The organism is Rhodococcus sp. 852002-51564_SCH6189132-a, assembly GCF_001665495.1.
Taxonomy (GTDB): Bacteria; Actinomycetota; Actinomycetes; order Mycobacteriales; family Mycobacteriaceae; genus Rhodococcus; species Rhodococcus pyridinivorans.
Genome location: NZ_LZMJ01000074.1, coordinates 132,151 through 155,008, shown reverse-complemented (window position 1 = coordinate 155,008; position 22,858 = coordinate 132,151). Strand labels below are relative to the sequence as shown.

General features: G+C 68.8%; 20 protein-coding genes and 1 pseudogene. 10 read left to right on the top strand and 11 right to left on the bottom strand.

Annotated elements, in window-relative coordinates:
- The first annotated feature begins 16 nt into the window (after positions 1-16).
- Both A5767_RS19335 and A5767_RS19330 read left to right on the top strand, forming a co-directional pair.
- The gene (locus A5767_RS19335) at positions 17-1,195 is read left to right on the top strand and encodes an exonuclease SbcCD subunit D (protein WP_064852939.1); all 1,179 of its coding nucleotides are present in this window, start codon (positions 17-19) and stop codon (positions 1,193-1,195) included.
- Positions 1,192-4,170: an AAA family ATPase gene (locus tag A5767_RS19330; RefSeq protein WP_064852950.1), complete on the top strand. Its 2,979-nt coding sequence runs from the start codon at positions 1,192-1,194 to the stop codon at positions 4,168-4,170. The genes A5767_RS19335 and A5767_RS19330 overlap by 4 nt, the downstream gene beginning before the upstream one ends.
- Positions 4,171-4,177: 7 nt before the next feature.
- Here the strand turns inward: A5767_RS19330 and A5767_RS19325 are convergent, their stop codons facing one another.
- Positions 4,178-5,395: an AI-2E family transporter gene (locus A5767_RS19325; protein ID WP_051424955.1), complete on the bottom strand. Its 1,218-nt coding sequence runs from the start codon at positions 5,393-5,395 to the stop codon at positions 4,178-4,180.
- Between the two features lie 172 nt (positions 5,396-5,567).
- Between A5767_RS19325 and A5767_RS19320 the strand changes: the two genes are divergently transcribed.
- Together A5767_RS19320 and ychF are read left to right on the top strand one after the other, a co-directional pair.
- Positions 5,568-6,005 (top strand): hypothetical protein, encoded by a 438-nt coding sequence (locus A5767_RS19320; RefSeq protein ID WP_082937747.1) that lies wholly within the window; start codon positions 5,568-5,570, stop codon positions 6,003-6,005.
- A 36-nt stretch (positions 6,006-6,041) separates the two neighbouring features.
- Positions 6,042-7,121, top strand: coding sequence for a redox-regulated ATPase YchF (gene ychF / locus A5767_RS19315; protein WP_039586389.1), 1,080 nt, complete (start codon positions 6,042-6,044; stop codon positions 7,119-7,121).
- A gap of 146 nt (positions 7,122-7,267) precedes the next feature.
- On the opposite strand, the gene A5767_RS19310 is transcribed toward ychF, so the two are convergent.
- The gene (locus tag A5767_RS19310; RefSeq protein WP_006550675.1) at positions 7,268-8,047 is read right to left on the bottom strand and encodes an alpha/beta fold hydrolase; all 780 of its coding nucleotides are present in this window, start codon (positions 8,045-8,047) and stop codon (positions 7,268-7,270) included.
- A gap of 55 nt (positions 8,048-8,102) precedes the next feature.
- On the opposite strand from A5767_RS19310, the gene A5767_RS19305 reads away from it, so the two are divergent.
- On the top strand, positions 8,103-9,866 hold the full coding sequence (locus A5767_RS19305) for a GNAT family N-acetyltransferase (RefSeq protein ID WP_064852938.1): 1,764 nt from the start codon (positions 8,103-8,105) through the stop codon (positions 9,864-9,866).
- 25 nt (positions 9,867-9,891) lie between these two features.
- Here the strand turns inward: A5767_RS19305 and A5767_RS19300 are convergent.
- The 3 genes and pseudogenes from A5767_RS19300 to A5767_RS19290 form a co-directional block, all read right to left on the bottom strand.
- A pseudogene (locus tag A5767_RS19300) lies at positions 9,892-11,066 on the bottom strand (flavin-containing monooxygenase).
- 114 nt (positions 11,067-11,180) lie between these two features.
- Positions 11,181-12,806 carry a helix-turn-helix domain-containing protein gene (locus A5767_RS19295; protein WP_064852937.1) on the bottom strand — a complete coding sequence of 542 codons (1,626 nt, stop codon included), beginning with the start codon at positions 12,804-12,806 and terminating at the stop codon, positions 11,181-11,183.
- An 86-nt stretch (positions 12,807-12,892) separates the two neighbouring features.
- The gene (locus A5767_RS19290) at positions 12,893-13,450 is read right to left on the bottom strand and encodes a TetR/AcrR family transcriptional regulator (RefSeq protein WP_039586379.1); all 558 of its coding nucleotides are present in this window, start codon (positions 13,448-13,450) and stop codon (positions 12,893-12,895) included.
- Positions 13,451-13,579: 129 nt separating this feature from the next.
- Between A5767_RS19290 and A5767_RS19285 the strand changes: the two genes are divergently transcribed.
- Positions 13,580-14,512: an ABC transporter permease gene (locus A5767_RS19285; protein ID WP_231913233.1), complete on the top strand. Its 933-nt coding sequence runs from the start codon at positions 13,580-13,582 to the stop codon at positions 14,510-14,512.
- 103 nt (positions 14,513-14,615) lie between these two features.
- On the opposite strand, the gene A5767_RS19280 is transcribed toward A5767_RS19285, so the two are convergent.
- The 4 genes from A5767_RS19280 to A5767_RS19265 form a co-directional block, all read right to left on the bottom strand.
- Complete coding sequence (locus tag A5767_RS19280) at positions 14,616-15,074, bottom strand: AAA family ATPase (RefSeq protein ID WP_231913232.1); 459 nt, start codon at positions 15,072-15,074, stop codon at positions 14,616-14,618.
- Positions 15,075-15,189: 115 nt separating this feature from the next.
- Positions 15,190-15,615: a hypothetical protein gene (locus A5767_RS19275; protein ID WP_080968177.1), complete on the bottom strand. Its 426-nt coding sequence runs from the start codon at positions 15,613-15,615 to the stop codon at positions 15,190-15,192.
- Between the two features lie 94 nt (positions 15,616-15,709).
- A complete protein-coding gene (locus tag A5767_RS19270; RefSeq protein WP_039586372.1) occupies positions 15,710-16,501 on the bottom strand; it encodes a hypothetical protein in 792 nt (263 codons plus the stop codon).
- A gap of 74 nt (positions 16,502-16,575) precedes the next feature.
- Entirely contained in the window at positions 16,576-17,550 is a 975-nt protein-coding gene (locus A5767_RS19265) for a pseudouridine synthase (protein ID WP_064852936.1), read from the bottom strand.
- A gap of 122 nt (positions 17,551-17,672) precedes the next feature.
- Here A5767_RS19265 and A5767_RS19260 point away from each other — a divergent pair, with 122 nt between their 5' ends.
- Positions 17,673-18,944, top strand: a complete 1,272-nt coding sequence (locus tag A5767_RS19260) for an MFS transporter (protein WP_064852935.1) — start codon at positions 17,673-17,675, stop codon at positions 18,942-18,944.
- A gap of 16 nt (positions 18,945-18,960) precedes the next feature.
- Here A5767_RS19260 and A5767_RS19255 read toward each other — a convergent pair whose 3' ends face one another.
- Both A5767_RS19255 and A5767_RS19250 read right to left on the bottom strand, forming a co-directional pair.
- Positions 18,961-19,869, bottom strand: coding sequence for a hypothetical protein (locus A5767_RS19255; protein WP_156665175.1), 909 nt, complete (start codon positions 19,867-19,869; stop codon positions 18,961-18,963).
- A gap of 87 nt (positions 19,870-19,956) precedes the next feature.
- Complete coding sequence (locus A5767_RS19250) at positions 19,957-20,223, bottom strand: helix-turn-helix domain-containing protein (RefSeq protein WP_016693921.1); 267 nt, start codon at positions 20,221-20,223, stop codon at positions 19,957-19,959.
- A 91-nt stretch (positions 20,224-20,314) separates the two neighbouring features.
- On the opposite strand from A5767_RS19250, the gene map reads away from it, so the two are divergent.
- From map to fmdA, 3 genes are all read left to right on the top strand, one after another.
- Positions 20,315-21,094 carry a type I methionyl aminopeptidase gene (gene map / locus A5767_RS19245; protein WP_006550663.1) on the top strand — a complete coding sequence of 260 codons (780 nt, stop codon included), beginning with the start codon at positions 20,315-20,317 and terminating at the stop codon, positions 21,092-21,094.
- 99 nt (positions 21,095-21,193) lie between these two features.
- Entirely contained in the window at positions 21,194-21,490 is a 297-nt protein-coding gene (locus A5767_RS19240; protein ID WP_080968176.1) for an FmdB family zinc ribbon protein, read from the top strand.
- Between the two features lie 40 nt (positions 21,491-21,530).
- On the top strand, positions 21,531-22,784 hold the full coding sequence (gene fmdA, locus A5767_RS19235) for a formamidase (RefSeq protein ID WP_039586368.1): 1,254 nt from the start codon (positions 21,531-21,533) through the stop codon (positions 22,782-22,784).
- The last annotated feature ends 74 nt before the right edge of the window (positions 22,785-22,858 follow it).

The window sequence follows — 22,858 nt, the reverse complement described above, 5'->3', positions numbered from 1 at the left end:
CTCTACCGTCTGTCCCATGCGGATCCTGCACACCTCCGACTGGCACATCGGCCGCACCTTCCACGGTGTCGACCTGCTCGCCGACCAGGCGCGTGCGCTGCGGGCCATCGCCGATCTGGTGGCCGAACGCCGGATCGACGTGGTGGTCGTGCCGGGCGACGTGTACGACCGGTCGATCCCGAGTTCCGACGCGGTCGCCGTGTGCAACGCCGGCCTCGAGGCCATCCGTGAGGCAGGGGCGATCATCGTCGCCACCTCCGGCAACCACGACTCGCCGGTCCGGCTCGGTGCCGGCGCTGCCTTCGCCGCGCACGGGGGTCTGCACCTGATCACCCGCGTATCTCAGATCGACAGCCCTGTCGTCCTGCACGACGAGCACGGCCCGGTCCGCTTCTACGGCATCCCGTATCTCGAACCCGAGATCACCCGCGCCGAGCTCGGCGTGCCCGAGGCCCGTTCGCACCAGCAGATCCTCGACGCGGCGATGGAACGCGTGCGCGCCGATGTCGCGGATCGGCACGGCCGCACGGTCGTCCTGGCGCACGCCTTCGTCGTCGGTGGCGAGCCCAGCGACTCCGAGCGGTCCATCTCCGTCGGCGGGGTCGAGACGGTCGCCGCGTCGTCGTTCGACGGTGTCGACTACGTCGCGCTCGGTCACCTGCATTCCCCGCAGAAGGTGAGCGAGACGGTCCGGTACTCGGGATCGCCGTTGCCGTACTCCTTCGGCGAGCGCTCGCACCGCAAGGCGGTCTTCGTCGTCGACCTCGACGCCTCGGGTGCGGCGTCCGTCGAGCGGGTCGATCTCCCGGTGATCCGCGAATTGACTCGTCTCGAAGGCGAACTGGACGATCTGCTCGCCGATCCGGCGCATGCCGCCGTCGAGGAGCACTACGTCTCCGCGGTGCTGACCGACGCGATCCGCCCGCTCGACGCCATGCGTCGCCTGCAGGAGCGGTTCCCGTACGCCGTGCACGTCGAATGGCAGCGACCGGCCGGGTCCACGGAGGGCAGCTACCGCGACAAGGTGCGCGGGCGCAGTGATCGCGACATCGCCGCGTCGTTCCTCACCGATGTGCGTTCCGAGCCGTCCGAACGCGAGCGCGGCTGGATCGACGAAGCGTTGAGGGAGGTCGACCGTCGTCGTGGCATCGGCGACGAGACCGACACGCAGTGGCGGACGGACGTGCCGGCATGAGACTGCACCACCTCGAGATCACGGCCTTCGGTCCGTTCGCCGACACCGTCGAGATCGACTTCGACGAGCTCGGCGCCGATGGGTTGTTCCTACTGCACGGGCAGACGGGCGCGGGCAAGACGTCGATCCTCGACGCGGTCGCGTTCGCGCTCTACGGCACCGTCCCCGGTGCTCGCTCCGAGGGGCGCCGGTTGCTGTCCGACCACGCACGGGTGGGTGCTGTGCCGACGGTCCGGCTCGAGGCGACCATCGCGGGTCGCCGTCTGGCCATCGAACGCAGCCCCGAGTTCGAACGCCCGAAGAAGCGCGGCACCGGCACGATCAAGCAGCAGGCCAAGGCGAATCTCACCTGGCTCGACGGGTCGGGGGAGAACCTGTCCCGCGCCCAGGAGATCGGCGACGTCGTCAAGTCGTTGCTCGGGATGAGCGCCGAACAGTTCTTCCAGGTGGTGCTCCTTCCGCAGGGCGATTTCGCCCGGTTCCTGCGTGCGAACAGCGAGGAGCGCGGCAGGCTGCTCGAGCGTCTGTTCGACACCACCCGTTTCGGCGACGTCGAGCAGTGGTTCCGCGACCGCCGCGGTGCCGGAACGAAACTGCTTGCCGAGCAACAGAAGAAGGTCGAAGTGCTCGCGGCGAAGGTGGCCGCGTCGGCCGGGATCGAGGCGGGAGCCGACGCCGATCCGGTGGAATGGGCGGGCCGCCTGCTCGCCGAGGCCGCCGAGAGCCGCGACGACGCCGCCGCAGCGCTTGCACGAGTCCGCGCCGTCGACGAGGTCAACCGGCGCAGGCTCGACGAGACCGTCGCTCTCGCCGACCGACTCCGCCGCCGCCGCGACGCCCTGAACATCCTTGCCGAACTCGAGCAGACGCAGACGCAGCGCGTCGCCGTGACAGCCGAACGCGACGCCGCGCATCGCGCGGTGAGCGTCGCGGTCGTCGATCGGGAGGCCGCCCGCCTCGCGCGCGAGGCCGATGCCGCCGTGGCGCGCGCCGAGACGGCCGCCGCGCCGCTCCGCAACGACGACGAAGGACGCGAACTCCTCCAGGCTGTCGGGCCGATGTCGTCCGCCGCCGACCGCGACATCATCCGACCTCGATGCGAGGAATGGTCCTCGGAGGCAGCGCGACTCGACGTCCTACTCGATCGCCGTCGTCGTCTCACCGAGCTCGAGAACGAACGCGAGAAGTTCGCCGGACGTCGCCGTGCCCTCACCGACGAGCGTCGGCAGGTGATCGACGAGCGCGCCGCGCTGCCCGAACGATCGACCGCCGCTGCTGATGCGGTCGCCGAGGCCGAACGCGCAGCCGCGATGCTCCCCGGCCTGTCCACCGCACGCGACCGTGCCGCCGACGCGCTCGACGCCGCCACCGAACTCGCTTCGCGCCGAAACGAACTCGAACGGCTCGAAGCCCGGGTACTGCAACTGCACTCCGAGTACAACGACGCACGCGACGCGCACCTCGACGTCCGGCAGCGCCGGATCGACGGAATGGCAGCCGAACTCGCCGCGCGTCTCACCGACGGCGAACCGTGCATGGTCTGCGGTTCCACCGAACATCCCGAGCCCGCGCGCCCGGCTCCCGACACTGCGACGAAGGCAGACGAGGAACGCGCCCACGCCGCCGAGCAACGCGCCGCCACCGCGCTGAGCGAAGCACGCGAGGCCGTCACCGAACTCTCCGGGATCGTCGCCGTCCTCCGACAGCGTTGCGGCGACGCCGAACTCGCCGAACTCACCACCGCCCACGCCGAGGCGGTCCGCGCCCACAACGAGGCCGCCACCGTCGCCCGTCGGCTCGACCATCTGCGCGCGACGGTCGAGGACCTGCGCAAACTCGACACGGTGCTGGCCGAACAGGAGAAGCGGCTCGACGCCGAACTGTCCGAACTCGCCCGCGAGGACGCGGTCCGCGCGGCCGAGATCACGGAGATCCGCGAGCGCATCGTCGAGGCCGTCGGCGACCTCGACCTGCTCGCCCCGCGACGGAGGACGGTCGCGGCACTGTCCTCCGCCGCCACCGCACTGCTCGATGCCCGCACCGCCGCCCTGCAGGCGCGCACGGCCGCCGACGAACGCGCCGCCGACGCCCGCACCGCAGCCGCGGAGGCGGGCTTCACCGACCTCGACAGCGCCCGCGCAGCTGTCCGGACACCCGAGCGGCTCGCCGAGATCGACCGCGTCCTGCGCGCCGCCGACGACGAACGCGCGGTGGCTACCTCCACGCTGAACGACCCGGCGATCGCGGCCCTCACCGGCGACGAGGTCGCTGACGTGACGGCCGCGCGCGCAGCGGTGGACGACGGTGCCGCGGCGGTCGAGGCCGCCCTGAGCGCGGCCACCGAGGCCGAGCGCCGGCACCTCGACATCGAGAACTACTCCCGGCGACTCGAGCGTGCCTGCGCCGAACTCGTCCCGCTGCTCGACGAACACGCCGAACTCTCCGCGCTCGCCGACGTCGTCGCCGGAATGGGGGCGAACGCCAAGAAGATGTCGTTGCGCTCGTACGTGCTCGCGGCGCGACTCGAGGAGGTCGCCGACGCCGCCTCCGAACGCCTGCGCAGGATGTCCGGCGGTCGCTACGAGTTCGTGCACTCCGACGCGGCCGAAAGCAGGGGGCGTCGCGGCGGTCTCGGTCTCGACATCCACGACGAGTACACCGGCGCCGTGCGATCGACGAAGACACTGTCGGGCGGCGAGTCCTTCCAGGCGTCCCTCGCCCTTGCCCTCGGCCTCGCCGACGTCGTCGCCGCCGAGGCCGGCGGGCTCGTGCTCGACACGATGTTCATCGACGAAGGGTTCGGTTCACTCGACGCCGACGCCCTCGAAGCGGTCATGGGGGTGCTCGACGAACTGCGCGCGGGAGGCCGCGTGGTGGGCGTGGTCAGTCACGTCGACGAGATGCGGCAGCGGATCCCGAGCAGGCTGCACGTCATCCGTGGCCGCTCGGGATCGACCGTCCGCGTCGCGAGCTGACCGCCCCTCAGTCCTCGGAGGCGGCCGGTGCCGGAGAGGCCGGCTTCGGATCGGGCACCGAGGTGTCGCCCGGAGCCGGGAGTGCCTTCGTCTCGTCGTCCTCGCCTTCACTGGCGCGCTCGTCGATCTGTTCGCCGATGTAGCGGATGACCACCGCGGCCACCGCCGCGACCGGCACCGCCAGGAACGCACCGACGATCCCGAACAGCGACGAGCCGGCCGTCACCGCGAGCAGCACCACGGCCGCATGCAGGTTCATCGACCGCGACTGCAGCACCGGTTGCAGCACGTTCCCCTCGATCTGCTGCACCGCGATGATGAGGACCAGCACGATGATCGCGGTCGTGAAACCGTTGGCGACCAGCGCCACGAGGACTGCCAACGCACCCGCGACGAACGCACCGACGATGGGAATGAATCCGCCGATGAAGGTGAGGATCGCCAGGACGGGTGCGAGCGGGACTCCGAGGATCAGCAGGCCGATACCGATGAAGAGGGCGTCGATGAAGCTCACGAGGGCCTGCGTGCGGATGAACCCGCCCAGCGTGTCCCACATGCGGCCGAGTACCGCTTCGAGGTGACGTCCGGCGCGGCCACCGCTCACGCGGTGCAGCCACGGCACGAAGCGCGGGCCGTCCTTGATGAAGAAGAAGGTCAGCACGAGGACGAGAGCGAGTGTGACGAGCAGCGAGCCCGCCGTGCTCACACCGGAGAAGACACCGCCCGCGATGGTGGCAGCACTGCCCTGCACTCGTTCGACCACCGCGTGGACGGCGTTGTCGAGTTGTTCGTCGCGCAGGTTGATCGGGGGTCCCTTCACCCATTCCTGCACGGTGTTGATGCCTTCGGTGGCCTTGTTGGCCAGGTCGGGCATCTGGGAGACCACCGACGGGACGATGCCGGCGATGATGCCGCCGACGATCGCGAAGAACATCACGAGGGTCAGGCCGGCCGCAGCAGCCGGAGGAACGCCGCGTTTGGTCATGAAGCGGGTGGGCGGCCACAGGATGGTGGAGACGACGATCGCGAGGGCGACCGGCAGCACGATCACCCACATCTTCTCGATGATCCAGCCGATCACCACCGCACCGGCGGCGATGACGACCAGGCAGGCCGACCACTTGGCGAGCCAGATTCCGCCCGTGCCCAGCAGGCTCCCGCGGTCGGGTTCAGCCGACGGCTTCCCACTGCTGTTTGCGCTGGGCGCGGTCTTCGATTCGGTCAACGACGGTCCTTCCGACATGTATCGAGCTCGATACCGATCGACAGTCGCCAATCTACGGTCACCGAGCGCCGCGCGTGGTCCGGACGACACGCCGGAAACGGCGCTGAAGGGTCCCCTGCCGTGGCATTCTCGAAACGTGACGAACCGAACGAGCACGACCCGACGCCTGCGTGTGTCCGCTGCGACTGTGGCGATCGCCGCCGCCTTCGCGCTCACCGCGTGCAGCTCCGACGACACTCCCAGCGACGAGGACGTGCGCTCCTCGGCGGATGTCGCGGTCACGAGCGTTCAGGAGCAGGCAGAGGGCGCCATCTCGTCGGTGCAGAGCGTCGCGTCCAGCGCGGCCGAGCGGGCCGGCGACATCTTCGACAAGGCGAAGCTCGATGTCTTCGTCGCGGCCTTCCGCACCGGTTACCCGCAGCTGTCGGCCGACCGGGAGAGGCAGGACATCGAGTCCATCGTCACCGAGACCTGCCCTCTCATCGACGATGGTGCATCCGACCAGGAAGTGAACGCGAAGGTTCAGGAAGTCGCGGCCAACGGATCGACCGTGCCCGACGAGGACCAGGCAGCGCGCATCGCGCAACTGGTGCGGGTGGCGTGCGGGTGAAATGAGCGGCGGACGGCCGCGTAGAATACCGATTCCGTGAGCCTTACCCTCGGAATCGTCGGTCTTCCCAACGTCGGCAAGTCGACGCTGTTCAATGCGCTGACCAAGAACGATGTGCTGGCAGCGAACTATCCGTTCGCCACCATCGAGCCCAATGTCGGCGTCGTCGAACTGCCCGATCCGCGACTGAACCGGCTCGCCGAGATCTTCGGTTCCGAGCGCATCCTCCCGGCCACGGTGTCGTTCGTCGACATCGCCGGCATCGTCAAGGGGGCCTCCGCCGGTGAGGGTATGGGCAACAAGTTCCTCGCCAACATCCGTGAGGCGGACGCCATCTGCCAGGTCGTGCGCGTGTTCGACGATCCCGACGTGGTCCACGTCGAGGGCAAGGTCGACCCGATGGCCGACATCGAGGTCATCGCGACCGAGCTGATCCTCGCCGACCTGGAGACGATCGAGCGGGCGCTGCCGCGGCTCGAGAAGGAGTCCCGGAAGAACAAGGAACTCGTCGCCCAGCTGGAGGAGACGAAGAAGGCGCAGGCGATCCTCGAGGACGGCCGCACCATCTTCTCCGCCCAAGCCGAGGTGAAGGGCGAGCTGCTGCGCGACCTGCACCTGCTCACCGCCAAGCCGTTCCTGTACGTCTTCAACGCCGACGAAGCCGTCCTCACCAACGAGGAGCGTAAGGAAGAGCTGCGCAAGGCCGTCGCACCGGCCGACGCCGTCTTCCTCGATGCCAAGGTCGAGTCCGAGCTCCTCGAGCTCGACGAGGACGAGGCGATGGAGCTGCTCGAATCCATCGGCCAGACCGAGGCCGGTCTGAAGCAGCTCGCGCGCGCCGGTTTCCACACGCTCGGCCTGCAGACCTACCTGACGGCGGGTCCGAAGGAATCGCGTGCCTGGACCATCCGCAAGGGTGACACCGCCCCCAAGGCGGCCGGCGTGATCCACACCGACTTCGAGCGCGGCTTCATCAAGGCCGAGATCGTCTCGTTCGCCGACCTCGACGAGGCCGGCTCGATGGCCGAGGCGAAGGCTCGCGGCAAGGTCCGCATGGAGGGCAAGGACTACGTCATGGCCGACGGCGACGTGGTGGAGTTCCGCTTCAACGTCTGACGCGACGACGCGGTTCGCAAGGCGGCCGCTGCCCCAACTCGATCGCATTTTGGTGTTCTCGACCCCGTATATCGGGGTCGAGAACACCAAAGTTGTCTTGCCGCCATTCCGTAGCCCCGTCGGGAACCGAACGTCGTCACCGCGAGTCAACCGTGCCGGGCGACGTCCTCGCAGAGGATGCTCGGCCACTGTGCGAGATCGGCCGGGGTGTGCGCGATCTCCAGCTTCGCGTGAGGGAGCAGACCCACCAGCGACTCCGCCGTGGACACCGGGTGCGCGGGATCGTCGATCCACGCCAGCACCGTCACCGGAATGTCGATGTCGGACACGGCCTCCGGATCGGGCAGGTCGCTCAGCGCGGCGCCCCGGAACAGCGAGGGCAGCAGTTCCTCGGTGACGTCGGGGACGGTCTCCGGCGCGTCGACGGTGGCCGGCGGTCGTGGCGCGGTCAGATCGCGCGTGAGGAACGCCGCGAGTCCCTGCTGCTCGATGAGATCGGCGGCGGCCCGGTACTCGGCGGCCTTCGCGGCGCGGGTGGCCCAGGCGGTCGCCGGCACCAGCAGGGTGAGGCTGCTGAAGCGCTCCGGATCCTTCACCGCCGCGTGCAGCAGGGTTCCGGTGCCCATCGACGGCCCCACCCCGTGTACCCGCTCGCCGGGGAAGTAGTGGTCGAGCAGCCGCAGCAGGTCGTCGGCGAGCACCGGCCAGCGGTAGTCCTCCCGCACCGCACGACCGGTCGAGCGGCCGTGCCCCCGCGCGTCGTAGCGCAGCAGTCGGGTGCCGCTGAGCCCGCGGCCCAGGTCGAGGTCCATGAGGCGGTCGCGGTGGCGGCTCGAGGTCAGGCCGTGGAGCTGGACGACCGGGTGGCCACCCTCGTCGCTCAGCTCCACGTCGAGTTCGGCCCCCGGCACACTGAAGGTCGGCACATCGTCTCCCGACGTCGGAAAGCGGTTGCTGGGGAAGGCGCCTAGGATACCCGGCATGCGGCTGACAAATGTGGCGCACCTGCGCCTGCCGTTCGGCCGACTGCTCGGTTACGACGTGACCGTCGCGGGGCTCGGCCGGGCGCTTCCCGTGTCGTTCGACCAGCGGCGGCATGTCGGCGCGGGCGAACGTCCCGGCTCCTGGATGGCTCTGTCCTTCCGCCTGTTCGAGCCGGTTTCGCCCGACGACCTCGCGACCGCCTGGCTGGCGGTGATCGCGCGGCACGGCACCCTGCGCTCGGTGTTCACGCACGGCGACGACGGTGAGCCGCTTCTGCGCGAGGCCGAGATCCGCCCGGGCGGGTGGGTCGAGCATCCGATCGGCCCCGGTCAGGCCGTCAACGACGCCCTCCGGGACGTCCTCGACGGCGCGTGTTCGCCCTACAACCGGCCGTCGCACCGGCTGTGCGTGCTCGAGACCGCCACGGAACCGACCGTCGTGGTCGCCGCCGACCACTCGCACGTCGACATGTGGTCCATGTTGGTGATCGCCCGCGACCTGCTCGCCGCCCTCGCCGCCGTGCGCGCGGGACGAGAACCGTCCCTGCCACCGACACCGGCCTTCGCGGAACACACCCGGGCACTGCGGGACCGTCCGGCCGCACCCGCCGAGGTCCACGAGCGCTGGGCCGAGGTGCTCGCCGCCAGCGGCGACGTGATGCCGCGCTTCCCGCTCTCCCTCGGAGCGGCGAGCCTCCAACGCGAACGTGTGGAGGTGCGCGACGTGCTCGACGTCGACGACAGCGCCGCCTTCTCCGCTCAGGCGAAGGACGACGGGGTGTCCACCCTCGCGTTGGTGGTGGCGGCCATGACCGAGGTGACCCTCGAACTGGCCGGAGCCCCGTTGCGGGCGGTGTTCCCGGTGCACAGCCGGTACGACGCCACCTGGCACGACTCCGTCGGCTGGTTCATCACCAATTCGGTGCTCGAATCGGCCGTCCCCGAACCTCGCGCGGCCGCGGACGCGGTCAAGGAGGCGGTCAGGCTCGGATCCTGGCCCCTCGAGGACATCCTGCGCCCGTGGGAGGGCATGCCGGAGGCGCCGGGCATGTTCGCGATCTCCTGGTTGGACCTGCGCCGGCTTCCCGTCCGGGTCGACGCTACCGGCCTCGAGGCGCAGTACGTCGGCGCGACCATCCGCACCGACGGGGTGATGTTGTGGTTCATCCTCGACGACTCGGGACTGCACCTGCGGTGCCGCTATCCCGACACCACCGAGGCCCGGCGGCACGTCGGTGGCTGGCTGGACCTGCTCGTCGCCCGGCTACAGGCACGCGCCCGTGAATCGGTCGGTGGTCTGATCCGATTGGGCGACAGGACTTATCGGGTGCAACGTGCCGGCCGACCCGACGTACCGGCGATCGTCGGGTTGCTCTCCGGCGACGAGCAGAGCGCCTGCGACGGTGTGGAACTCGCCCGTTACGAAGAGGCCTACGACGCTGTCGCCCGCGACCCTTCGCACTATCTTGCGGTGGTACGCGACGAGGTGGGCCGGATCGTCGGCACGATGCAGTTGACGATCGTGCCGGGTCTGTTCCGTGGCGGTGCCACCCGCCTGCTCGTCGAAGGAATCCGGGTCGCCCCGTCCGAACGTTCCCGCGGCATCGGTACGGCCATGCTCGAGTGGGCCCACGATCACGGCCGGAACCGGGGTGCCACGCTCGCGCAGATCGCCGTCGACCCGGACGACGAGCGGGTTCGGACGTTCGGGGCGCGGCTCGGCTACGACTGCACCCACGCCGGATTCGAGCGGGCGCTCTGACGTCGGCCGACTCGACGGCCGAGGGCTACGTCGTGGCCGACTGCGACGTGGTGGAGTTCCGCTTCACCGGGTAGTGCGGCGTGTGCCGACCCGGATCCGTTCCGGCGGACGCGGGGGCGCCGTGCGCGACGAGGTGACGGACGACGTACTCCGCGTCCGCACCGGCCCCGCCGACGAGCATCGACCGGAACGACGACTGGAAGCACAGACCGGTGAAGTACAGACCGGGCACCGAGGGGACCACGCCGCGTTCCTCGCGCGGCCAGCCGTCCGTATCGAACACCGGTAGGTCGATCCAGTCGTACTTCTGGCGGAAACCGGTGCACCACACCACATTCGTCACGTCGAGAATCCGGCCGTCGGACAACACGGGGCGGAGTTCGGCCACGCCGGTCACGCGCTCGGTGACCCGGGTGACGCCGCGTGCGGCCAGCTCCCGCCGACGGATCCGCAGCAGGGGCGCCCGTGGCGCCGTTCGTCCTCGCGAGCATGTCGTCCCATCGGGGTGCGCACGGACAGCACATGTCCCCACACGAACCACAGGATCGGGAACAGCACGCGCATGGCGGGACTGTCGACGCGCACCGGCAGCTGCCCGGTGTCGCGGCCGCACAGAGTCGTCGGATGGGACGCCGCCAGCTCGTAGGCGATCTCGCTGCCGGAATGGGAAGCCCCCACTACGAGTACCGGACCGTCGCGCAACTGCGACGGATCGTGATACTCGCTCGAATGCAGCTGCACGATGCCGGGATCCAGCTCGGAGGCGAAGTCGGGGACGCGTGGGGTTCGACCGAACGTGCCCGTGGCCACGACGACGTTGTTCGCCTCGATCCGCGTGTCGCCGCAGTCGAGGACGAACCGGCCGCCGTCGCGGGAGAGCCGGCGGACCTGGGTGTTGCCGAGCACGGGCAGGTCGAAGCGGGAGGCATAGGACTCGAGGTAGTCGGCGACCTCGTCCTTGGTGGGGGAGCGGTGCGGGTCGCCCGGGAACGCCATGCCGGGCAGTCCGTCGTACCCGGCGGGGCTGTACAGGCGCAGCGAGTCCCAATGGCAGCGCCAGTTGTCGCCGATGCGTCGGTTCGTGTCGACGACGAGGAACGGGCGGCCGCGACGAGCGAGATGGTAACCGGCGGACAGGCCTGCCTGACCTGCGCCGATGACGGCGGTGTCGATCTGCTGGGGTGCGCTGTGGACGGTCATGACGACTCCCCGGGGTGAGGGAACTACACCGACGACGTTAGCTACTGCTGTCCGTCGGCCGCGTCGGAAGGAATTCGCAATCGAAGGTGGCGGCGTATGGGCAGTTCTACCCAGTCAGAGCAGACGATGCTCGTACGCATAGGCCGTCGCCGCTGCTTGTGAGGAAACGTCGAGCTTGGTGAATATGTTGCTCAGGTGCCGGGCCACCGTCTTCTCGCTGATGACGAACTCGTGGGCGATGGCTCGATTCGTCCTGCCCGTGGCAACGGCGCGCAACACTTGGATCTCCCGGGGCGTCAGTCCGTTCCGTGCGTTCGCGAGCGCCGGAACGCGGAGCTCACGTAGATCCGGCAACGCATGCAGGCCGTGGAATATCGATGCTGCCGAGTCGAATTCGAGGCGGGCCTCATCGTCGTCGCCGAGTGCGGCACAGCAGCGACCCTGCAGCACTCGTACCCGGGCGCGTTCGTAGGGTGCGCCGAGGTCACGCCAGTGCCTGCCGGATCGTCGCAACCGTGCGAGGGCACCGCAGGGATCGCCTTCGGCGAGCAGGACCGCACCCTGTGCGTGGTCGGCCATCGCTGTCAGTGCCGGAGCATCCTGTGTCCGGGTCAGTGCCTCGAGTTCGTCGGCGCTGCGCCGTGCGGCGGCGACATCCCCGGTGGCGAGCACGATCTCCGTGTGGGCGGCGAGCATCCGCGGCCGGTCGAGATTCGAGGCTTCGCCGAGACCCCGGAGGATCCCGGCGACCGCTGCGGCGGTGTCACCCTGTCGCAGACGCAGCAGAGCCAGACCCGGCTGCACTTCCTGCCCGTACCTGCCCGCAGCTCGGTAGGCGGCGTCCGCTTCGGCGAACTCGCCGCGCAGACGGTGCAGTTCACCCTGTTCGTACAGGGCCATTCCCATCGCGGGTTGACCGGGCGGATCCGACAGTCGCTGCAGGGCGAGGCGGGCGAGGTCCATCGCCTGGGACCAGTCGCCCTCGAGTTGCAGCATCTGGGCGCGGTGGACGAGGCACTGTCCCCGGAACGGCACGAGGCCGGTCTGATCGTCGCACCAACGGCCGAGTGCCTGTATCCACTCCTTCGCCCGTTGCAGATGATATGTGCCGTAACAGGTCTCGATGACCGCGCAGTACACCAGGCCGGAGACGACGGGTGAGACCTCGCCCAAGCCGACGGAGACGAGTACCTCGTCGAGTGTCCGCAGCCCGCCCTCGACGTCGCCCAGCAGGACTCGGCACTGCCCGATGCCCAGTGAGCCGAGGGCGAGGAGGTCGGCGTCGTGGCATGCCCGTCCGATGTGCTGGGCAGCGGTGAAGATCGGCAGGGCCTCGGCCGGACGGTTCGCGTACATCTCCTGAACCGCTCCGGGGATCATCAGAAAGCCGCTGGTCGCGCAGTCCGGTCGCTCGGCGACACCCGACTGTCGTGCTCGTTCCAGCCAACCTCCGGCCCGTGCCACCTCACCGCGGCCCATCAGAAGGAAGCACAGCCAGAAGGCACTGCGGCCCGCGCTCTCGGATTCTCCGGCTTCGAGATGTGCGGCGAAGGCGCGCTCGTACAGCGCGACGCTGTCGTCGTCGTGTCCCGTGAGGTATGCGGCTCGCGCGAACAGATCGAGGTCGTCCGCGGCCAGGGCGGCGAGTGTGTCGGCCCTGCGGAATCCGTCCAGGGCACGTGGCCACTCGCGCGCGCGGAACGCTGCCCGCGCGTGGTCCAGGACCGTCGACCTGCCCATGTCCGCTCCCGCGATCGAGCGCCGCCGACACCGGCTGATTGTGATCCTACGCCCGCGGATACGAAGGGACGCCGGTGTGCGCGCGCTCACGACGGTCGCATGCCCGCCAGGACGATCGACACCAATCGCGGAACGAGATCCGGGGTCGCCGCGCGGATCGCCTCGGGTAGGGGGCGGGTGATCAGTCCGATGGCCAGGACCAGTTCCAGTGCGTGGAGGTCGGTACGCACGATGCCGGCGGCCCGCACCGCGTCGAGCAGCTCCTCGACCCCGGTTAGCGTCTGCGCCTGGGCGTCGCGCACCGATCCGGAGATCTCGTCCGTCACGAACTCGGCGAGGGTCGCGGAGAGGGCGCCCAGGTCGAGTTCGACCAGCCGCTGTACGTAGCCCACCCAGGCGTCCTCGGGGGATGAGCCGACCCGCTCCAGGGCTTCGGTGCCCGCTGCACGCATGTCGCCGAGGATCGCGAGCGCGACCTCGTCGGCCAGCGCGGCCCGGGACTCGAAGTTCCGGTAGAGGGTGGCGATGCCGACTCCGGCGGCCTCCGCGACCGCTTCGAGTGCGACGTCGCTGCCGTGGGCTGCGAACAGTCGACGCGCCTCCTGGACGATCAGCTGACGACGCTTCGCGGCATCGGCGCGCATCGGTTCCCTTCCTTCCGGACCGGGCTGTGAGGAGCTTCGCTTGACATGTCCATCCTAACCGGAGGAATATTCTCCGATAGAAGTGGAGGAAAATCATCCACTTAACGATGGTCGGACAAGGAAGACGCGATGGCAGACGCCGTTACGACGACAGTTCCCGACGCGGGTGACTCCACCGCGCGCAAGCCTCACCCCGCGCTGGCGCTACTGGGGATGACATGCGGGCTCGGGGTGATCCTGGTACTCATGCTGCTGGTCTTCATCATGCCGTCGCTGAGGAGCGGACCACACGACCTGCAGGTCGGCATCGTCGGAACCTCCGCGGCAGCAGATCGATTCGAGACGTCGCTCGCGACGGCCGCCCCCGACGCCTACACCTCGCAGCGGTTCGCCTCCGAACAGGAACTGCGCGACGCCATCCACGACCGCGACGTCATCGGAGGGTTCGTCGTCGCCGAGTCGGGCGTCCGCACGCTGGTCGCCGGCGCGGGCTCGACCGCCATCTCCGGTTCGCTCGCCGGCACCGCGCAGGCGGTCGGCGGAGCGATCGGGACCGACGTGACCGTCGAGGACGTCGTCCCGCTGCCGGAATCCGACCCCACCGGTGTCGGTATCGGTGGCCTCGCCTTCCCGCTCGTCTTCGGTGGCATCGTCCCGGTCGTCGCATTCCGGAAGATCCTGCCGCGCAGCGACGGCTGGTACCTGACCGGCCTGCTCGTCTTCGCCGCAGTCGGTGGCATCGTCGTCGCGTCCATCCTCACCTTCGCCTTCGGAAGCATCGAATCGACCTTCGGGCCGGTCGCGGGATCCATGGCCCTCGGTATCGCCGCCCTTGCACTTCCGCTGGCCGGACTCCAGAAGGCCTTCGGTGCCAAGGGGTTCACCATCGGTGCGATGGCCATGATGTTCCTCGGCAATCCGCTGGCCGGTATCGCGACGACGTCGGCATGGTTGCCGTCCGGACTCGGCACCTTCGGTCAGATCCTTCCCCCGGTGCTGCCGGAACCCTCGTGCGCTCGGCCGCATACTTCGACGGCGCAGGCGGACTCGCGGCACTCCTGACCCTCGTCACGTGGATCGTCGTGGGAGTGCTGCTCTACGTGGTCGGTATGCGACGTGCGGTGGGTGAGGAACCGGCAGAGCGTCCTTCCGCGCAGCTCGCGGCCTAGCGGACCACGTCGAGCGGTCCCTCCTCGGGCGTCGGCGGCTCGAACCGCTCGAAGTACTCCGTCGCCGTCTGCTCGGTCAGCGGCCAGTCGTCCGCCCACCTCCCGTGCCGGTTGCCGACCCGGCTCAGGATGGTCTCGAGATCCGTTGCGATGTAAACGGTCTCCGGCACGATGCCCTGCGGCGCGAGAAGTGCGCGGAACTCGTCACGTTGTCGCCGGAACCAGAATCCGAAGTCGAGCACGACATCGTTCCCCGCCGTGACATAGCGAAGCAAGCGCGCTTTCAGGTCTGCCGATACTTCGGCAACCACCTCGGCGGAGGGCATGGTCGTGATCCCGCGATCCCAGAACTCCACCTCGTACGACAGACGCGTCCAGCCCGCGCGCTCCAGGCGCTTGGCGTAGGTGGTCTTGCCTGCACCGGCCGGACCGCACATCATCACGACGCGAGGCACTCGGGTCCTGTTCACTGCCACCGGCCCGACGGTACACACCGCCACCGGCATCGAGACCGGTGATGCGTATCGCCGATCCGGATCGGATCGGACTCGATCCACACGCTCCTGGGCGTCAGGGCACGGTGAAGGTAGCGAAGCCCGGCGTCATCGGCGGACCGGGAAGGGGATGGAGTACGAGCGCGACCTGTCCGCTCCCCGTCGCCAGGGTGGCTTCCGGTGGGAAACCGTTCAATCCGTCCGACATCCGCGCAGTACCGGATGCGCCGGTCGTCAGGTTCAGCCAGTCGACCTGGGCGTAGATCAGGCATCCCCAACCTTCCGGCTTGCTGCCCGTGACGGTCACGCTCCCTTCGGTCTCGCCGATCCGGACGGCGCACCGGCTGGGCGGCACATCGAAGCTTCCACTGGGATTGCCGTAGGAAGCCGGGTTGATCTGGAACGGGACGGTCACCTCCGCGGCCGCAACCCCGGGCGTTGCAAGGGCAGAGGTCGCAACAGCGAATGCGCAAGCTCCGATGACGCGGGCGAGACGGGCCACAGGGTCTCCTTCGGGTGCCGGTCGGGTTCGCCCCATTCTCATCGGCTCGAACGGCCCCGTCCGCCGATCGGCCGAATTGCTGTTCCCGAGTCCGCTATGTCTTCGAGGCCTTCTCGGTCTTCGACGAGAGTCTGCCGATCACGGCGCTTCCGATGATGCCGACGACGATCATGCCGATCCCGACCGCGTCCGGTATCGAGTCGGTGACCCACCCGAAGATGCCCGCGACCAGCACGAAGGTCGGCAACCAGTCGATCAGCTTCAGGAGCGACGGGGCGGCTTCGGTCTCGCCCTGCGACGCCGCGAACTTCGCTCCGGCGTAGTCCGGGTAGAACTCGGTGAAGGAGACCGCGAAGAAGATCGCCGCGAGTTGGAGCACCCAGCCGGTCCAGAAGTTGCCAGGGTCGCGCATAACGGCGTCGCCGATGAATCCGACGATGGCGGAGAAGGTGAACGCACCGGCCCAGACCGCGGAGATCACGTAGTTGATCTTCATGAACAGGGGAGACGTCCAGTATTCCTGGGGCGTGTCCTCTTTCGCGTAGGGGAGTGTGAACGGCCTGCGTGCGATCAGGGTGGCGAAGACGAACACCGCGAGCGCGATGTTGGTGAGTTCACCGGCCCAGATCTCCATCCAGTCGATGACACCGTCCGAGGCGATGAGGCCCACCGCGGCCAGCACGGCGAAGAACGCCGCGCCGAACGTGTCGAGGGCGTGTATCTTGATGCCGCGTCGCGCACCCACCCACATCGTCAGCAGGACGAGGCCGAGAGCGAAACACACTGCTTCCTCGAACCGTCCCGGGGCCGACAGGACGGACATGAGGATCCACGGTGCGATTCCCGACAGTGGCGACCGGAGGTAACCGTCGACGACCTTGGTCATGCCTACCAGGGTATTTCGTGAAGCCGCAGGCGTCGGAGTTTTCGAAGGATCGACCAGGATCCGCTCGGAGGCACTCAGTCCTGCGTGGTCGGTGCCTCGGCCAGGCTGCGCCGGGTGGCGAAGCGGCGCTCGGCGCCCGATAAGGGGTCGACGAATTCGAGTTCCCGCGCGAGCAATTGGAGGGGGAGCGAATGGTCGTCCGGTGTCTCGGGCAGCAGGACGGGATACCAATGGTCGCCGAGGATCCCGATACCGAGCGCCGCCAGGTGCACTCGCAGCTGATGCATCCGACCTGTGTGCGGGCGCAGCAGGGTGTGCAGGACGGCCCGCCCCGACCTGCTCACCCCGGATCCGAGCACCTCGATCAGCGTCTCCGAGTTGGGTTCGCGGGTGTCGTCGACGACGACGCGCAACTCACCGCGCCGCGCCTCGATGTGATTGCGGTACAGCACGGGGAGCGGGCGTCCCGCGATCTCCGGCGTTGCCGGATCCCACTCCGCCGGCAGTGTGGACACCGCCTCGTACACCTTGGTGACCCGGCGCTTCTCGAACAGCGACTGGTAGGCGCCACGGGTCTCGGGCCGGGCCGAGAACATCACCAGTCCGGCGGTCGCCCGGTCGAGCCGGTGGATCGGTGTCAGATCAGGGTTGTCGAGGCGGGTCCGCAACCGGACCAGCGCCGACTCGCGCAGGTAGCGCCCGCCCGGAGTGGTCGGCAGGAAGTGCGGCTTGTCGACCACGACGAGGTCGTCGTCGGCATACAGGATGTCCTCGTGGAACGGCACCGGTTCCTCGACGGGCAGATCGCGGTAGTACCAGACGAACCGGTGCTCTCCGAGTTCGGTGCTGCGACCGATCGGTTCTCCGTCGATGCCCACGATCTCTCCGTCGTCGAAGCGGCGGTAGAGATCGTCGGCGTCGAGATGGTCGAAGCGTGCGACGACGTACTCGGCGACCGTCGACCACGGACCGGAGGTCGGAACACGCAGTCGCGTGGGCCCGACCCCGTTCCTGACGGGCAAGGGTGAGGGCATCGGCACGGGCACCATCCTCCCATCGGCTGCAACGTGAGCTGCGCCTCGGGTGATCGGCGGTGGCGCGATCGGAGAGCGAGGCGCGGTTCACAGATGCTCGTCGGGGACGGGCGACACCGTTCTGCCACCATGTCCGCATGACTGCACCGGCCCGGCTCGGCATCCCGACCGGCACGCTCGCGCTGCTGGCCGCCCTGTACTTCGCGCAGGGTCTGCCGTACGGGTTCTTCACCCAAGCGCTTCCGGTGGTACTCCGCGAGTCCGGTTTCTCGCTGATCGCGATCAGCGCGACGGGTGTGCTCTTCGCGCCGTGGGGGCTGAAGTTCCTGTGGGCGCCGTACGTCGACCACTACGGGACCCGGCGTCAGTGGCTGCTCTCGCTCCAGCTCGCGGCGTCGGCGGTGTCGCTGATTCTGGCGTGCCTCGACCTGTCGTCGACGCTGCGGTGGCTGCTCGTCGGCATCGCGGTGGTCAACGCCCTGTCGGCCACGCAGGACGTCGCCACCGACGGTCTGGCCGTGCAACTGCTCGGACCGAAACAGCGCGGGCTGGGGAACGGCATCCAGGTCGGCGCGTATCGCATCGGCATGATCGTCGGCGGGGGAGCACTGCTGTGGGTGTTCTCCCTCGCCGGTTGGCGCAGCCTGTTCCTCGCGATGGCATTCCTGCTGGTACTGACGACGATCCCGGTATGGCGACTGCCGCGCACGGAGCGACGGGCCACGCCGGATCGGGAACCGCGAAGCGCGACCCGCATGACGGTCGCGTGGTGGGCGCGTCTGCGCCGCCCCGGGATGCTCGCGTTCATCCTGCTCATCGGCGGCTTCAAGTTCGGTGACTCGATGGGCTCGGCGATGGTCGGCCCGTTCATGTCCGACTCGGGACTCACCCTCGGGCAGATCGCGCTGGTCAAGGGTGTGCTGTCCTCGGCAGGCGCTCTCGGCGGTGCCGCCCTCGGTGGGTGGCTGTGCTTCCGTCGCGGTCGTCGGCAGGCCCTGCTGATCGGTGGTGTCACCCAGACCGCGAGCCTCGCGCTGTACGTCGTCGCGTCGCTCGGCTACGGCGGGTTCGGGCTCATCGTCTCCGCGAGCCTGGCCGAACACGTCCTCGGTGGCGCCGCGACGGTCGCGGTGTTCACGCTCATGATGGACGCCGCGGACAGGGACCACGCCGGCAGCGACTACACCCTGCTCGCGTGCGCGATCGTCGTCGTGCAGGGCATCGCGGGATTCACCGCCGGTGTGGTCGGAGACGTGTTCGGTTATCCCGCGCTGTTCGGCACGAGTCTGGTGCTGTCGGGAATCGGCTGTGCCGTCCTGCTGCTCGCTCTCGATCGGGGCATCGGGCCGACCGGGGTGCACGATGTGTGGCGGAGCGGCGCGGGGCAGGCGGCCTCGCGTCCCCGGTGATCCCCGGAACTGTCGATCACCGCGACCAGTACTGCAGCATCGGCTCCTCGGCGAGCACCGTCGACCCTTCGGAGATGACGAGAGCGCTCGACGAGATGCTGTACTGCACACCGGCGTTCGTGGCGGTGAAACCGTCACCCGAGGGTACGGGGTCGTCGATCTCGATCGCCGCACCGTCGTTCGTGCGGACACCCTTGTAGTAGTACCGTCCGGCCCCGGTCTCGCACACCACGACGAGCGAGTCGGCCGTCTGCCCGATGGCCACAGCGGGATTCGTGTGGTTGCACCGTGCCTCGGGGATGCCGACGAAGCCCTGTGCGTCGGTGTCCTCGGAGGCCGACACGGGCGGTAACGGCCGAGCGGGCCCGGCTGCGGGCGCGGGATTGCCGGTGGCCGTGAGTTCGAGATCCTCGATCCGCAGCGCCACGTCGCCCGGAAGCACGGTGACGTAGCTGTTGCCCTGCACGATGCTGTTGGCCGTGATGCACTCGAAGTCTCCGGTCAGGCACGACAACCGCTCCCAGTAACCGCCGAGCGAACCCGTCGGGCGTAGCGCGTATTCGCCGGGGGCGATGTCCACCCCGACCTTCAGAGTGCCGTTGGTCGGGAAGCCGCTCGGGGTGAGGGACCGACTCGCCTGTGCTCGTGGGGCGGGCGGATCCGTTTCCGCACGCGGAACTGCGGACGGCGAGACGGTGACCGTCACGGTCGACGGGGGCGGGCTCGCGGCGACAGTGCTCTCCGGGTCCGTATCGGACGAGCGGGTCAGGACGACGACCAGCGCGGCAACTGCGGCGATGACGGCGACCAGCAGGGCACCGCCCACGAGCCACGGCCACTTCGGTCGTCGCGGCGGGGTCGGGGTGGGCCAGGGCGGCGGGGGAGCGCCGTAGCCGTAGCCGTACCCGTCCTGCGGAGGCTGCATCGACATCCGGATCCCTTCGCTGTCGCGGTGGTGTGCCTCCGGATATCGCTGCCGATGTCTCCTGCTGTTACGTCCGGTGGGGAGGCGCTATCCGGTGCGTTGCAGGTCGGTGCAGGGAAGGGCCAGTTCGGCGAGATCGTCGAGAGAGACGGGTAGCACCCGTGCGAGAGCGGCGATCGTCGCGAAGGCCGGCGTCGCCAGTCGTCCGGTCTCGATCTTCCGAAGGGTCTCCGGCGAGATGTCGGCGGCCCGGGCCACCTCGGTGAGCGTCCTGCTGCCTCGGGCTTCGCGCAGCCGACCACCCAGGCGTTTGCCGGCGGCCAGCTGTTCCGGGGTCAGGGGGAGTCGCACCATGACCCGCAGTCTAGCCGTGTCGGTATGAAAATACCGATCGTCGCGTTAGGGTGGTATTTAAATACCGTTCTGTGATCCTGAGGAGTGCCCCGTGTTGGAACTGAAAACCCCCGGTGAGATCGCGGCAATGGACGTGACCGGCACGTTCATCGCCGAGCTGCTCGACGATCTGACGGGCCGCGCCCGACCCGGCGTGAACCTGCTCGATCTCGAACAGCGCGCGCGGGACATGATCGAGGAACGCGGCGCGGTCTCGTGCTACTGGGACTACGCGCCCTCGTTCGGGCGCGGACCGTTCCGCAACGTCATCTGTCTGTCCGTCAACGACGCAGTGCTGCACGGGCTCCCGCACGACTACGTACTCCGGGACGGCGACCTGCTCAGCATGGACATCGCCGTCTCGATCGACGGCTGGGTCGCCGATTCGGCACGCAGCATCATCGTCGGCGCGGAACGTCCCGAGGACCGGCACCTCGTCGAGGCGACCGAGGTGGCGCTGGACGCGGCCATCGCCGCCGCGCTCCCCGGTAACCGCCTCGGAGACATCTCCGCAGCGATCGGCGCTGTCGCCGCCGAGTACGGCTATCCCGTCAACACCGAGTTCGGTGGTCACGGACTCGGCCGCACCATGCACGAGGATCCGCACGTGGCGAACACCGGACGTGCGGGTCGCGGGCTCGTGCTGCGTCCCGGCCTGACGCTCGCCCTCGAGCCGTGGTTCGCGGCGGGGACGGACAAGATCGTCTACGACCCCGACGGCTGGACCATCCGTTCCGCCGACGGCTCGCGCACGGCGCACAGCGAGCACACGATCGCGATCACCGAGGGTGGACCGCTGGTGCTGACGAAGCGAGAGCGTGTCACCGAATAGAGATGGCACCGAACAGCTCCGGACAGCAGGAACATTCGGAGTAGGGGAGCGGGCTTGCGTGCGGTCCGTTATGGTCGGTGCACCGACGGGCGAAAGGCGATGCCGATGCCGCTGTACGAGTTCCGATGTGCCGACTGCGGGCCGTTCGACGTCTCCCTCCCGATGAGCGAGGTCTCCGCGTCGACCCCGTGCCCCCAGTGTGCTCGACAGGCTCGTCGTTCGCTCACCGCGCCCCGTCTCGGCCGCGGCGGTTCGGCAGCGATGCGCCTGCACGACGCCACGGCACGGACCGCATCCGAACCCGACGTCGTCTCGGGCGCCCTGCCGGGTGTGCCGAGGCGTCCGTCACGGCCGGTCACCACCGACCCCCGACACCGATCCTTACCACGTCCCTGATCGTCACAGCCCCTGATCCGTCACCGCTGCAGGAGGTCCCGTGCCCGACGTCGTGTTCCCCCTCGATTCTACCCGCCGGTTCACCGATCAGGAGAAGATCGGCCACAACCGCTGGCACCCGGACATCCCGCCCGTCGCGACGCTGAAACCGGGGGATTCCTTCCGCGTGCACTGCCGCGAATGGTTCGACGGTGAGATCCACAACGACGACTCCGCCGACGACATCCGCAATGCCCCGCTGCACATCGTGCACGCGTTGTCGGGACCGTTCGCGGTGGAAGGAGCCAAGCCCGGCGACCTGCTCATCGTCGACATCCTCGACCTCGGCCCGATCCCGCAGGAGGACTCGGGTCCGCTCGCCGGGCAGGGCTGGGGCTACACGGGCATCTTCGCGAAGACGAACGGCGGGGGATTCCTCACCGACCAGTTCCCCGACGCCTACAAGGCGATCTGGGACTTCTCCGGGCAGAAGGCGACGAGCCGCCACGTGCCCCACGTGTCGTTCACCGGCATCGTGCATCCCGGCCTGATGGGGACGGCGCCGTCGCACGAACTGCTGTCGACGTGGAACACCCGGGAAGCAGCGCTGATCGCGACGGATCCCGACCGCGAACCGGCGCTGGCGCTGCCGCCCGAACCGAACGGAGCCATCCTCGGCAGCCTGTCGGGCGCCGATTTCGACCGGGTCGCGGCGGAGGCGGCGCGCACCGCTCCGCCGCGGGAGAACGGCGGCAACCAGGACATCAAGAACCTCACGAAGGGAAGCCGGATCTTCTATCCGGTGTTCGTCGACGGGGCGAATCTGTCGGTCGGCGACCTGCACTTCTCCCAGGGTGATGGCGAGATCACCTTCTGCGGCGCCATCGAGATGGGCGGGTTCATCGACCTGCGCGTCGACCTGATCCCCGGTGGTATGGAGACCTACGGGGTGAGCGAGAACGCCATCTTCATGCCGGGCAACACCGACCCGCAGTACTCCGAGTGGCTCGCATTCTCCGGCACGTCCGTGACGCTCGACGGCGAACAGCGGTATCTGGATTCGCAATTGGCGTACCAGCGGGCGTGTCTGCACGCCATCGACTATCTGACGAAATTCGGCTACAGCCCCGAGCAGGCGTATCTCCTGCTCGGGGCTGCACCCATCGAGGGACGTTTGTCGGGTGTCGTGGACATTCCGAATTCGTGTGCCACGGTATATCTTCCGACGGCGATCTTCGACTTCCCGGTCGCGCCCACCGCATCCGGCCCGGTGACGATCGATCCGGGTATCGGAGCGCCGCGTTCGTCGGCGTGAGGGCCGCGAAAATCGTTTGTCGGGTGTGAGCGCGGCGCGTACCGTCCTCGGGTCGGTACATATGCGAACGAAAG

Coding starts and splice junctions, on each gene's coding strand:
- A5767_RS19250 (WP_016693921.1), bottom strand. CDS start 20,223: ATGGTGCGACTCCCCCTGACCCCGGAACAGCTGGCCGCCGGCAAACGC.
- A5767_RS19290 (WP_039586379.1), bottom strand. CDS start 13,450: ATGCGCGCCGATGCCGCGAAGCGTCGTCAGCTGATCGTCCAGGAGGCG.
- A5767_RS19305 (WP_064852938.1), top strand. CDS start 8,103: ATGCGGCTGACAAATGTGGCGCACCTGCGCCTGCCGTTCGGCCGACTG.
- A5767_RS19285 (WP_231913233.1), top strand. CDS start 13,580: ATGGCAGACGCCGTTACGACGACAGTTCCCGACGCGGGTGACTCCACC.
- A5767_RS19255 (WP_156665175.1), bottom strand. CDS start 19,869: ATGCAGCCTCCGCAGGACGGGTACGGCTACGGCTACGGCGCTCCCCCG.
- A5767_RS19330 (WP_064852950.1), top strand. CDS start 1,192: ATGAGACTGCACCACCTCGAGATCACGGCCTTCGGTCCGTTCGCCGAC.
- A5767_RS19295 (WP_064852937.1), bottom strand. CDS start 12,806: ATGGGCAGGTCGACGGTCCTGGACCACGCGCGGGCAGCGTTCCGCGCG.
- A5767_RS19270 (WP_039586372.1), bottom strand. CDS start 16,501: ATGACCAAGGTCGTCGACGGTTACCTCCGGTCGCCACTGTCGGGAATC.
- A5767_RS19240 (WP_080968176.1), top strand. CDS start 21,194: ATGCCGATGCCGCTGTACGAGTTCCGATGTGCCGACTGCGGGCCGTTC.
- A5767_RS19260 (WP_064852935.1), top strand. CDS start 17,673: ATGACTGCACCGGCCCGGCTCGGCATCCCGACCGGCACGCTCGCGCTG.
- A5767_RS19335 (WP_064852939.1), top strand. CDS start 17: ATGCGGATCCTGCACACCTCCGACTGGCACATCGGCCGCACCTTCCAC.
- A5767_RS19265 (WP_064852936.1), bottom strand. CDS start 17,550: ATGGTGCCCGTGCCGATGCCCTCACCCTTGCCCGTCAGGAACGGGGTC.